Origin of the sequence: Sphaerochaeta sp. (genome assembly GCF_050178175.1) — a bacterium.
Classification (GTDB): Bacteria; Spirochaetota; Spirochaetia; order Sphaerochaetales; family Sphaerochaetaceae; genus Sphaerochaeta.
This window is the reverse complement of sequence record NZ_JBFXGH010000061.1, coordinates 1-12,388: the sequence shown is the minus strand read 5'-3', so window position 1 is coordinate 12,388 and position 12,388 is coordinate 1. Positions and strand designations below refer to the sequence as shown.

Genomic DNA, 12,388 nt, shown 5'->3' with positions numbered 1-12,388 from the left:
TCCTTCCAGGTCGGCGACAAGGACTTCAAGACCCAGCTTACCAAGATCCGCAGTGCCAATCCTGAAGCTATCTACATCCCCAACTACACCGCTGAGATGGCTCAGATTCTCGAGCAGGCCAGTCAGTTGGGAATGGATACTCCTTTTCTCTCCTGTGATGGATTCTCCAACCCTGAGATTTACGACCTTGCTGGTGAATTCACCGATGGCGTGATCTATGTTGGTCCTGCAAAGGTCAAGGAAAGTCCTGCCTACAGTGATTTCGTTGCACAGTATGAAGCCAAGTTTGGTGTTGGTCCTGATAGTTTCGCAACCAACGCTTATGACGGTGCAAACATCCTGCTCCAGGCAATGGACAAGGTGTACAAGGCTACCGGTAAGTTTGACCGTGCTGCCATCCGTGATGCGGTTGCAGCTACCAAGGACTATGCTGGTGTCTCCGGTACCATCAACTTTGCAGAGAATGGAGACTTGATTGCATACCAGGGACTCTACAGGGTCAACGGGACTACTCCTGAATACCTCGGTTCCTATACCGTCGTTGATGGGGTCCTTACCCAGGTGGACTAAGGTCTCTGTTACTTCCCGGTCTACTCGGGAAATGGGAGGACCGGTGTTGTTTACACCGGTCTTTTCATGTTATCGTACCTACTAGTTTTCGTATGAAGGAGAGAGCATCGTGGGAATTGCCGAATTCTTTCAACATTTGATGAATGGCCTGACCTTGGGAGGCATCTATGCCCTGATAGCCCTGGGGTACACCATGGTGTATGGCATTCTGAAATTTATCAACTTTGCCCATGGTGACATATTAATGGCTGGGGCTTATATTGGTCTGTTTGTGTTTGATGGACTGAGAGGGGATGCCCCGCTTGGTTCATGGACACTGATAGCCTTCTTCCTTGCTATGATTATCAGTATGGGGTTCAGTGCATTACTTGGTATGTCCATCGAGCGTATTGCGTATAAACCGCTAAGGGGAGCAACCAGACTTGCCCCGCTTCTCAGCGCTATTGGTGTTTCATTCATACTCTCCAACAGTGCTGCATGGGCCTTTGGCACCCACTCACGGAAATTCAACTATCCCTTCGACAATACGCCGGTTCATATCGGGGAAGTTGTTATCACGCCTCACCAGATTCTCATCCTGAGTGTCTCCTTGATCATGATGATCATTCTCAAGCTCTTCGTTGATAAGACCAGGATGGGGAAGGCCATGCGCGCAACCAGCTTGGATCAGGGAACAGCTATGTTGATGGGGATAAACGTCAACAAGGTTATCAGTATGACGTTCGCAATCGGGAGCGCATTGGCCGCAGTCGGTGGCATCTTGATAGCCTTGGACTTCAAGGTCTACGCTACAATGGGCACCATGACAGGACTCAAGGCCTTTGTTGCTGCAGTTGTCGGCGGAATCGGGAATATCAGCGGAGCCATGTTCGGAGGAATCTTGCTCGGTGTATTGGAAACCTTTGGTGTTGCCATCTTTGGTATTCCTACCGGTCTGAAGGATACCATTGCCTTTGGTGTATTGATTCTCATTCTCTTGATCAAGCCGGAAGGGCTGTTCGGCAAGGTCGAAAAGGAGAAGGTGTAATATGCTTAACTTTTTTCTATTGATATTGATTTACTCAGGCATCTACGCCCTTATGGCAATGGGACAGAACGTCATCACCGGCTATGGTGGTATGCTCAGTCTTACCCAGGCAGGGTTCTTTGCCATAGGCTCCTATGCAACGGCAATCCTTACCACGCAATTTGGCTGGTCATTCTGGGGCACGCTTCCTGTAGCATTTGTGGTAAGTGCTTTTTTTGGTTTGTTGATAGGACTGCCGACGCTCAGGCTCAAGGGTGACTATCTAGCCATTGCTACCCTGGGATTTGGCGAAATTGTACGCAACGTATTGAACAACTGGGACTCACTGACCAATGGTCCGATGGGTATCCAGAGAATTCCCATGCCTGTCATCTTCGGATTTACCATTAATCCTTACAAGAAGTATGCCTTCCTGGTGATGGTGGTTGTGTTCGTCATCATTGCTTACATTCTCTTCCAGCGTTTGGCTCGCTCGAGAATGGGTCGTGCTCTGGCTGCAGTCAGGGAGGATGAGATTGCTGCCCAGTCCATGGGTATCAACATCACGAAGTACAAGGTTTATGCATTTATTCTTGGCGCTTCGGTAGCTGGTATTGCAGGTTCCTTACAGGCTACTTTTACCTTGTCAGTAACACCGGGAACGTATACCTTCATGGTCTCGGTCATGGTGCTCTGTATGGTGGTTCTCGGTGGTATGGGCAACTTCAAGGCTTCAATCCTGGGTGCTTTCATCATCCAGTTCATCAGCTATTTCCCCCAGCTCACCGGTCTGTCGAGTGTCATCCCTCCCCAGTTCAAGCAGATCCTGTTTGGTTTGATCCTGGTTGTCATGATGATCTGGAGACCACAGGGAATTCTTGGAAGGGAATCAACCCGGTATCGCAAGCGTGTTGCATCCACCCCAGGAGGTGAACAATGATTCTGTTGGAAACAGAGGCTCTTACCAGAGCTTATGGAGGCGTTGTTGCCGTCAATAAAGTTGATTTTGAGGTGGAAAGTGGTTTGATCACCGGTCTCATTGGACCCAATGGGGCTGGCAAGACCACCTTGTTCAACAACATGACCGGTCTTGATATCCCTTCCTCAGGAAAGGTTTGGTTCAATAATAAGGAGATCACCGGGTATCCGGCTCATAAGATCTGTAGGATGGGTATTGCACGTACCTTCCAGAATATCCGTCTCTTCAAGGAACTCACCGTCGTTGAGAATGTCATGATCGGCAGGCACTTCAAAACCGGGAAGAGTGAGACCAAGGGACGTTTTCTCAACGCTGTGAAGAGCTATGTAAAGTTGAGGGAAGAGGAAGAAGAGATTTATGGGAAAGCATTGGACTGGCTCGATTTCTTCGATATGGGCGCTTCCAAGAATGAGCTTGCCAAGAATCTTCCCTATGGAAAGCAACGTGAGCTTGAGATTGCCCGTGCGCTTGCTACCGACCCAAAGCTGCTTTTCTTGGATGAACCGGCAGCCGGCATGAACCCCCAGGAGACTGACCATCTGATGTCCACCATCAGAAAGATCAGGGACCTGGGAATTACGGTTGTTCTGATCGAGCATGACATGAAACTGGTGATGAACATCTGTGATACCATCACTGTCCTCAACTATGGGCAGAAACTTGCCCAGGGGACTCCCCATGAGATCAAGAAAAACCCGAGTGTCATCGAGGCCTATCTCGGTAAGGATGAAGAATGAAAGAGTTGCTCACGATAGATGACATTTCTGTTTCCTATGGGAACATCAAGGCACTGAAACAGGTCAGTATGCATGTCAATGAAGGTGATATCGTCTGCCTCATTGGAGCGAATGGAAGTGGTAAGAGTACCTTGCTTAAGTCCATCGTGGGGCAGGAGCCTTTGGATTCCGGCTCCATCACCTTTGATGGAGAGGAGATCTGCAGGGCTAAGAATGGTGGAGCCAAAGAAGGCAAGCGCTCAAAGATACTCACCACTGACTTGATTGCAGCAAAGGGAATCAGCTTGGTTCCTGAAGGTAGACGTGTCTTTGCAGATATGACCGTGGAAGAAAACCTTGATATGGGTGCCTTCCTTGTACGTGATGATGCCCTGATTGCGGAACGCAAGGAGTCCATGTATGACTTCTTTCCCATTCTCGGAGCAAGAAGAAGGCAGAAGACCCGATCCCTTAGTGGGGGTGAACAGCAGATGATGGCCATAGCCAGGGCTCTGATGAGTGGGCCACGCCTGATCCTTCTGGACGAACCTGGACTCGGTCTCGCCCCATTGGTAATTGCAGACATCTTCGAGAAGATTGCCTTGATCAACCAGCAGGACAAGGTAACGGTCTTTCTGGTGGAACAGAACGCCCGCATGGCACTGAAGGCATCCTCTGAAGGGTATGTCATGGAGAATGGTAGGATTGTACTCAGTGATGCATCCTCCGCACTTTTGGAGAATGAGAAGGTACGGGCAGCCTATCTGGGCGAATAATTACTGGAAATTCACGATGGCATGAATTATAGTGTGCTTAGATGGTAGGAGATCCATATGATTATCGAACGAAGAATGACGCGCAATCCTGTTACAGCTACTCCCGATATGTCCATCGCGGAGGCCTCTACCTTGATGAAACAGGAGAAGGTTCACCGACTTCCTGTGCTTGATAAGGAGAAGCGGCTGGTTGGTATCATAACCGAAAAGGATATCTTGTATGCCACACCTTCTCCTGCGACAAGTCTTTCTATCCATGAGATGGCTTACCTGTTGAGCAAGCTCACGGTCAAGAAGCTCATGAGCAAGAACGTGGTTTCCATCACCAAGGATACCACCGTTGAGGAAGCCGCACGCATGATGGTCGACCAGGACCTGAGCAGCCTTCCTGTGCTTGAAGGGCAGCAGTTGATCGGGATTGTGACAAAGAGTGATATGTTCAAGATTCTGCTTGAGCTCTTTGGTGCACGTCATTTCGGGATACGCCTTACGTTTGTGGTTGAAGACAAGCCTGGAACCATCGCAAAGATCAGTCAGGTGCTGAGCGAGGCAGGAATTGACATCATTACCTTTGGTACCTTCATGGGAACCGATCCCACCAATGCCATCTGTACCATCAAGGTGCAAGGCGCATCCATCAGCAAGGTGGTGGAGCTCATCAAGCCCTATGTATCACAGTTGTTGGATGTGAGGGAGGTCTGAGTGCCAAAGAAGAAAAAAAAGAAAACTTCTGATACAAGCGGGACGGCTGGAAACAGCCGTCTTGTAGTTGATTCCGATGCCTACAAGCCGTTTGAGCATATCAAGGAAGTAAAGAAACAGCCTGTGAAACAGAAGCCCCCCACCAGGCAACGCAAAGAGCCCTTGGTGCTTGGATATGATCCAAAGGCAAACTTCGGTGATATCCTTGCCACTTGGGAACAGACAGGTGAACTGGGCGGGGTGACCAAGCGGATGAAGAGCCACAGCAAGGTAGCTGTGGAGAAATCCTTTGGTGAGATTCTTGCAGAATGGGAAGGCGAGAAACAAGTTGCCAAGAACAAGAAGGAAGAACCGGTTTCCATCAAGAAGAGCAAGGCCTATGAGCCTAAAAAAGATTTTGCCTCACTCCTGGAGGAGTTTGAGGGGAGTGAGAAACCCAAGAAGAAACGGGGAAAGCTTGTCTCTGACCAGAGAAGGAGAGAACGTGAAGACCTTCCCTTGCAACCTACCCATGACATGCAGGAAGCGCTTGAGGAAAAGGAAGCGCTTGACCAGGAACGTGACAGCACGGTGAGCTGGTCATTCGCAGATACCTACAAGCAATGGTCAACAGTGAGTGATGAGGAAGCAGCCATCAAACGGGCGCAGAAGGAAAAACGTGAAGCAAAAGCGGACCCCTATACCATTTCCTCCCTCCGTGCCATGGAACCTCAATCCACCTTGGACCTTCATGGGATGAAGGTGGTGGAAGCTGAACAGGCAACTGCTGATTTCCTGCGCTCAGCGAAGGAGCAACGACTCCTCAAGGTGGCAATCATCACGGGAAAAGGATTGCATAATGACAAGGGATATTCCCTGTTGAAAGAAGCTGCACTTTCCCAGATACGGATCAGCAAGGTGGTACGTGAAGCATACACCCCAAAAGCCCAGTATGGGGGAAGTGGTGCTATCTGGATCATCATGAAACGATGATTCCATACACTTGGACACACGAAAAAGCCGGGTTCTCAAAGGGAATCCGGCTTCTCATCCTGATGTGGTGTTAACGCTCGCGGTAAATGATACGACCTTTGGTCAAATCATAGGGAGAAAGTGCTACACGCACGGTATCACCAGGTACGATTCTGATGTAGTGTTTGCGCATCTTGCCCGAAAGATGGGCAAGAATGACATGTTCATTCTGCAGTTCCACACGGAACATGGTATTGGGAAGAGCTTCGCGTACGATGCCTTCCACTTCGATTGCTTCTTCTTTGGCCACAAAACCTCCAAATATTTGCTTAAAAGCAAGAAAATTATATGCACTAGGTCAAAATGTGTCAACAGTGTCCCTATGCGATAAAAATATCCCAATATCCTTTCAGGAAGATTCCTAAAATGATTGCCGGCAACACATACTGGAAGTATGGACGAAGGATCCTGGGGAATCGCAACCCATTCGACCCACTGTCTGCCTCGGCTATGAATGTATCCCAACCCCAACCGTACTTCCAGGTACAGTAGATGGTAAAGAAGAGGGATCCAAGGGGAAGCAGGGTAGAACTGACAATAAAGTCCTCAAGATCCAACACCCCGGTGCCTGGTCCAAGTGGCTGGAAACCAGAGAGTACATTGAATCCAAGGATGCAAGGGAGGGAGAGCAATGCAATGGCAATGCCATTGAAGAGGGTTGCTCGCTTTCGGTCAACACCCTTGGCATCGATCCAGAAACTGATGATATTCTCAAAGACAGCAATAAGAGTACTCAATGCTGCAAAGCTCATGAAGAGGAAAAACAGGGACCCCCAAAGTCTTCCACCGGCCATCTGGTTGAAAATATTGGGAAGTGTGATGAAGATCAGGGACGGACCTGCATCAGGCTGAACTCCGAAGGCAAATGCAGCTGGGAATATAATGAGCCCGCTGGCGAGTGCTACAAAGGTATCCAGGCCGATGATGCGTACAGCCTCGCCGGTAAGACGGTGTTCCTTCCCGATATAGGAGCCAAAAATTGAGATGGAACCGATACCGAGACTCAAGGTGAAGAACGCCTGGCCCATTGCTGCATATATTGTTTCCGAGAGCCCGTTTTCCACCATCTTGGAAAAGTCTGGTACCAAGTAGAACTGCAACCCTTCTCCAGCCCCATCAAGGAGCATGCTGTTGAATGCGAGTACCAGCATCAATAGGAGTAGGCCGATCATCATCTTCTTGGTGATTTTCTCAACCCCGTTCTGCAGTCCATTGGCTACAGGAAGGAGCCCCAGGATAACTGCAAGGATCATCCAGAACGTCATGCTCCCTGGTTTCCCCAGCATGCTGGAGAAGAAACCACCCACTTGGTCTGCATTCAATCCAGTGAAGTCACCTTTGATGGTATGTACAAAATAGGAGAGGAGCCAACCGGTTATGGTGGTATAGAACATCATCAGCACATAGTTTCCTATGATGGCAAGCTTGCCATAGGCATGCCAAGGTTTTTTCTTGGGGGTCAATGTTTCGAATGTGCGTCCAATATTGGTTTGACTCGCTCTCCCGATGGAAAGCTCCATAACCATGACAGGAAGGCCCAGCATGAACAGGAACAAGACGTAGATCAGCACAAATGCTGCTCCTCCATACCGACCTGCAATATAGGGGAAACGCCATACATTCCCAAGACCTATGGCACATCCTGCTGATAGAAGAATGAAGCCCAATCTGCTCGCCAGTGCTTCACGTGTTTTCGTAGCGTCTACAGTCATATGATTTCTCTCTTTCTCCATTGTATCGAGTTGCTCATTGCAGAAGACAACCGTCACATTCTGAAGTATGATACGGGAAAATGCAACCCAAAATTGCCTAGCACGTTGACAGAGTCACCCCACAAGGGCAAGATACGAAGTAACATAGCACGCAAAGAGGTATAACACATGTCCAGTGGAACAGCATTGCAAGCGTATTTGGCAGAAGCCGAAGAGATGAATGGCCCTATGGTGGCCTATACTGCAGCCCTTGACCAGATTGCACAGGTCGACCAGGGTGTTGCAGGTCGCATCGTCAATGAGCTGAAAGATCAGCGGACCCACTTGAAGTTGATTGCAAGTGAGAATTTCTCCTCAATCGCTTCCCAGCTTGCAATGGGCAATTTGCTCACCGACAAGTACAGTGAAGGGTTTGCATATCACCGCTTCTATGCTGGTTGCGACAACGTTGACGCCATAGAAGCAGCAGCAAGCGAGTATGCTTGTAAGCTTTTTGGGGCAGAGCATGCCTATGTTCAACCTCATAGCGGGGCCGATGCAAACTTGGTTGCATATTGGGCAATTCTCAATACCCGTATCCAGGTTCCTGCTTTGGAGGAGCTCGGCATTCCCAACCCCAGCAATCTTGATCGAGAGCAATGGGATGCGGTTCGTGAGAAACTGGGTAACCAACGACTGTTGGGTCTTGATTATTACTCTGGAGGACACCTGACCCATGGCTACCGCCAGAATATTTCAGCCCAGATGTTTGATGCCTATACCTATACGGTTGATGAGAAGAGTGGTCTGCTTGACTATGATGCGATCGAGAAGATGGCACAGGAAATCAAGCCGTTGATTCTGTTGGCAGGATATAGTGCCTACCCCAGAAAGATCGACTTCAAGCGGATGGGTGAAATTGCCCATAGCGTTGGTGCAGTATTCATGGTGGATATGGCTCACTTTGCCGGCTTGGTTGCAGGAAAAGTCTTCACCGGTAACTATGACCCTATACCGTGGGCTGATGTGGTGACCACCACGACCCATAAGACTCTACGTGGACCGCGAGGTGGAATGGTGCTTTGCAAGAAGGAGTTCTCAGAGAGTGTCGACAAGGGGTGTCCTCTGGTACTCGGTGGACCCCTTCCTCATGTCATGGCCGCAAAAGCCATTGCATTCAAGGAAGCACTTGATCCTTCCTTCCAGGCCTATGCACAGAGTATCGTGAAGAATTCCGAGGTCTTGGCAAAAGCATGCCTTGATGAAGGTATCCCTGTTGCAACAGGGGGTACGGACAACCACCTGATGCTTCTTGATGTCAGGCCCTTTGATCTGAACGGAAGGCAAGCTGAGACAGCCCTCAGGGAGTGTGGCGTTACCCTGAACAGGAATGCTCTTCCCTTCGACCCCAACGGTCCTTGGTACACGAGTGGGTTGCGTATTGGAACCCCTGCTGTAACGACACTCAAGATGGGCGAATCAGAAATGAAAGAGATTGCTTCAATCATTGCGTTGGTGCTTAACCACACCAAACCGCTGATTCTTACCAAGGGTGCTAATGCCGGTCAACCCAGCAAGGCTAAAGCAGTGACCGAGGAAGGGGCGATGAGAGAAGCCCAGGGTCGTGTTCTGGCCTTGCTGGAGAAGTTCAAACTCTATCCCGAGTTGGATCTTCCCTTTTTGGAGAAACATTTTCCACTCGACAATAACGAGCGGTGATGGTAGCATTGACGTTGGTGGAGGCAATCAATGAGTAAGGTTATAGAGAATCTGCGCTACAGCAAGGATCATGAATGGGTTCGCATTGAGGGTGACTTGGCCTATGTTGGGATTACAGACCATGCACAACATGAACTGGGTGAGATTGTCTTTGTTGAGCTTCCTCCCCTCGGTGAGCGATATCGCAAGGGAGAAGAGATATCCACCGTAGAGAGTGTCAAGGCAGCTTCGGCCATCATCAACCCAATTGAGGGTGTGGTCCATGAGGCGAATGAGGACCTTGATGGTTCTCCTGAATTGATCAATGAGGATTGTTATACTCATCATCTCTATATTCTTACCTCATTCTCAGAGGATGATTATGGTGAATTGTTGGATGCAGAGGCATACCAAGCATATCTAGAGACTCTATAGAGAGAATACAACAATGAGCCGCCGGATTCTGGCGGCCTTTGTTTGTCCATGTCCTGGAGGCATAGATGATTTATCCCTATATTCCCCATACTGATGAAGACCGAAAGATCATGCTGGAAGCTATCGGCCTTTCTTCAATGGAGGAGCTTTTTTCTGGTTTGTCGGAGGATATCCTACTCTCTGATTCAGTCCCGATCAGTCAGGGAAGGACTGAAGACGAGGTGCAGCGAATGATTGATTCCATTGCACAACGCAATGTACGTGGCATACCATTCCTGGGGTGTGGTTGTTATGACCATATTGTTCCCTCCACGGTTGAGGCGCTTTCCAGTTTGCCCTCATTCGTGACCGCATACACGCCATACCAGGCAGAGATGAGCCAGGGCTTACTCGAGGCAATCTATGAGTTCCAGAGCATGGTTTGTGAGATCACTGCAATGGATGTGGCAAATGCCTCACTCTATGATGGCGCAAATGCCGCAACTGAGGCTGCTTCATTGATGGTGAGTGCAAAGAGGCATGCATCGGTGGTGTTGGTCTCCTCTACCATCCATCCCTTTACCTTGCAGGTCTTGCAGACCTGGGCAAAAGGGACGGGAAGAACGCTGAGGATGGTTGCTGAGAAGGATGGGGTGGTAGACATCTCTTTGCTTCCTTCTCTCTTGGATGCAGGCTGTGCTGGTTTGATTGTCCAGAGTCCTAACCGTTATGGCCTCTTGGAATCGTATGAGGGTGTGGCAGAAATACTACATGAGCAAAAAGCTCTTCTGGCCATCTCCAACGATCCGCTGTCTCTTGCCATGCAGAAATCTCCTGGCGGATGGGGAGCTGATGTTGCCATTGGTGACACGCAGTCCCTGGGGCTTCCCCTTGCCTATGGTGGACCGAGTTGTGGGTATATGGCGGTAAAGGAAGCGCTTTTGAGAAAGCTTCCCGGTCGCTTGGTTGGTATGAGTGAAGATGCAAAAGGAAGGAAAGGATTCACCCTGACGTTCCAGGCAAGAGAGCAACACATCAAGCGGGAGCGGGCGACGAGCAACATCTGTTCCAATCATGCGCTTGCGGCACTCATGACAACCATCCATCTCTCCAGTCTTGGATGGGACGGTATGGTCGAAGCAGCAAACCAAAGCTATGCAAAGGCACATTACCTGGCATACCATCTGGCCCAGCTTCCGGGGATGGCCGTGGTTTGGGACAAACCCTTCTGGTGTGAATTCCCCTTGGTTTTCTCCGATCCCAAGCGCATGAGAAAGTTCATGCAGGAGCTTCGCAATGAAGGGATTTTCGCAGGGGTGAGACTCTCAACGTTGACCCGACAGGTCAAGGATGAGTTGGTTCTCCTTGTAGCAGTAACAGAGAAGCGTAGCCGTGAGGAGCTGGAGCTCTATCTGGCCGCTGCACGGAGGGTGATGAAATGAGAGAGCCGCTATTGATTGATCAATCAAAACAAGGAAGAAAAGCGTACTGTTATCCTCCTCTGGATCTGCCCAAGGGGTTTTCCCAGACGCTTCCTCCTCTTCCTGAATCCATCCAGCGAGAGCAACCTGCCCGTCTGCCTGAAGTATCTGAACTGGATGTGGTAAGACATTTTACCCGGCTCTCCACGATGGCACATGGGGTGGACAATGGAATGTATCCACTTGGTTCCTGTACGATGAAATATAATCCCAAGCTCAGCGAGCATATTGCAAAAATGGATGCATTTACCAAAATCCATCCCCTGCAGGATGTCTCGACAACGCAGGGCAGCCTTTCGATCATGTTCAACCTTCTGGAGGACCTTTCCTCCATTACCGGGATGAAATGGGGGACGCTGCAACCCTTGGCTGGGGCTCATGGTGAATATACCGGCTTGAAAATGGTCAAGGCCTACTTCCAGAAGCGCGGTGAGACCGGCCGTACCAGGATACTCATCCCTTCAAGCGCCCATGGTACCAATCCCGCCAGTGCAATGGTGAATGGATTTGAAGTGCTAACCATTGGAGCCAATGAGAAAGGCCAAGTGGACCTGGATGATCTTGAGGCAAAGCTTGATGATTCTGTTGCTGCCGTGATGATGACCAACCCCAATACCCTGGGGATTTTTGAGCAGGATATTCTCATCATCAGCAAGATGGTTCATGCTCATGGGGCAATGATGTACTACGACGGGGCCAATATGAATGCCATATTGGGTATGGCTACCCCGGGTGAGATGGGATTTGATGTAGTGCATCTTAATCTGCACAAGACCTTCGCCACCCCACACGGGGGAGGAGGCCCAGGTAGTGGGCCGGTGATGGTGAATGATTCACTGAGGCCATTTCTTCCAAAGCCGGATATCCAACTTACCGACAGTGGGTATATCCTTGATTGGGAGCATGAGGACTCCATTGGAAAAGTCAGTATGTTCTGGGGGAACTTCCTGGTACTGCTCAGGGCATATGTCTATATCCTGAGAATGGGAAGTGATGGCTTGCGGTCAGCAAGTGCCCATGCCGTCCTGAATGCAAACTATGTGGCAAAGCGGTTGGCTGATGTGTGTGAGATACCCTATGGCACCCAATGCATGCATGAGTTTGTCATCAGTCTGGAGGAGTACAGGCAAAAGTACGGAATCAGGGCCCAGGATGTTGCCAAGGCTCTCATCGACAAGGGGTACCATCCGCCGACCATGTACTTTCCTTCCTTGGTAAGTGAAGCGCTCATGATTGAACCGACCGAGAGCGAAAGCCTCGAGACGATGGAAGCTTTCATCCTTGCATTCCGTTCCGTCCTCGCTCAGGCACAGGAGGATCCTGGGTATGTGAAAGGTGCTCCCT

13 protein-coding genes are annotated in these 12,388 nt (G+C 49.7%); 11 read left to right on the top strand and 2 right to left on the bottom strand.

What is annotated here, in order from left to right; genetic code table 11:
* From AB7S66_RS07940 to AB7S66_RS07910, 7 genes are all read left to right on the top strand, one after another.
* The coding region (locus AB7S66_RS07940) for an ABC transporter substrate-binding protein (RefSeq protein ID WP_428518908.1) at positions 1 to 570 on the top strand (570 nt) is incomplete at its 5' end.
* A gap of 109 nt (positions 571 to 679) precedes the next feature.
* Positions 680 to 1,597, top strand: a complete 918-nt coding sequence (locus tag AB7S66_RS07935) for a branched-chain amino acid ABC transporter permease (protein WP_428518907.1) — start codon at positions 680 to 682, stop codon at positions 1,595 to 1,597.
* A gap of 1 nt (position 1,598) precedes the next feature.
* Positions 1,599 to 2,516 (top strand): branched-chain amino acid ABC transporter permease, encoded by a 918-nt coding sequence (locus AB7S66_RS07930; protein ID WP_428518906.1) that lies wholly within the window; start codon positions 1,599 to 1,601, stop codon positions 2,514 to 2,516.
* Positions 2,513 to 3,292: an ABC transporter ATP-binding protein gene (locus AB7S66_RS07925; RefSeq protein WP_428518905.1), complete on the top strand. Its 780-nt coding sequence runs from the start codon at positions 2,513 to 2,515 to the stop codon at positions 3,290 to 3,292. Before AB7S66_RS07930 ends, AB7S66_RS07925 begins: the two co-directional genes overlap by 4 nt.
* The gene (locus AB7S66_RS07920) at positions 3,289 to 4,047 is read left to right on the top strand and encodes an ABC transporter ATP-binding protein (protein WP_428518904.1); all 759 of its coding nucleotides are present in this window, start codon (positions 3,289 to 3,291) and stop codon (positions 4,045 to 4,047) included. The genes AB7S66_RS07925 and AB7S66_RS07920 overlap by 4 nt, the downstream gene beginning before the upstream one ends.
* A gap of 57 nt (positions 4,048 to 4,104) precedes the next feature.
* Positions 4,105 to 4,749, top strand: a complete 645-nt coding sequence (locus AB7S66_RS07915; protein ID WP_428518903.1) for a CBS domain-containing protein — start codon at positions 4,105 to 4,107, stop codon at positions 4,747 to 4,749.
* A complete protein-coding gene (locus AB7S66_RS07910; RefSeq protein ID WP_428518902.1) occupies positions 4,750 to 5,721 on the top strand; it encodes a Smr/MutS family protein in 972 nt (323 codons plus the stop codon).
* Between the two features lie 70 nt (positions 5,722 to 5,791).
* Here the strand turns inward: AB7S66_RS07910 and infA are convergent, their stop codons facing one another.
* Both infA and AB7S66_RS07900 read right to left on the bottom strand, forming a co-directional pair.
* Entirely contained in the window at positions 5,792 to 6,010 is a 219-nt protein-coding gene (gene infA, locus AB7S66_RS07905; RefSeq protein WP_117329341.1) for a translation initiation factor IF-1, read from the bottom strand.
* A gap of 70 nt (positions 6,011 to 6,080) precedes the next feature.
* Positions 6,081 to 7,472, bottom strand: a complete 1,392-nt coding sequence (locus AB7S66_RS07900; protein ID WP_428518901.1) for a sodium-dependent transporter — start codon at positions 7,470 to 7,472, stop codon at positions 6,081 to 6,083.
* Between the two features lie 168 nt (positions 7,473 to 7,640).
* On the opposite strand from AB7S66_RS07900, the gene AB7S66_RS07895 reads away from it, so the two are divergent.
* The 4 genes from AB7S66_RS07895 to gcvPB all read left to right on the top strand — a co-directional run.
* A complete protein-coding gene (locus AB7S66_RS07895; protein WP_428518900.1) occupies positions 7,641 to 9,170 on the top strand; it encodes a glycine hydroxymethyltransferase in 1,530 nt (509 codons plus the stop codon).
* Positions 9,171 to 9,200: 30 nt separating this feature from the next.
* The gene (gene gcvH, locus AB7S66_RS07890; RefSeq protein ID WP_428518899.1) at positions 9,201 to 9,584 is read left to right on the top strand and encodes a glycine cleavage system protein GcvH; all 384 of its coding nucleotides are present in this window, start codon (positions 9,201 to 9,203) and stop codon (positions 9,582 to 9,584) included.
* A 65-nt stretch (positions 9,585 to 9,649) separates the two neighbouring features.
* Positions 9,650 to 11,005, top strand: a complete 1,356-nt coding sequence (gene gcvPA, locus AB7S66_RS07885) for an aminomethyl-transferring glycine dehydrogenase subunit GcvPA (protein WP_428518898.1) — start codon at positions 9,650 to 9,652, stop codon at positions 11,003 to 11,005.
* The coding region (gene gcvPB / locus AB7S66_RS07880; RefSeq protein ID WP_428518897.1) for an aminomethyl-transferring glycine dehydrogenase subunit GcvPB at positions 11,002 to 12,388 on the top strand (1,387 nt) is incomplete at its 3' end. The genes gcvPA and gcvPB, both read left to right, overlap by 4 nt.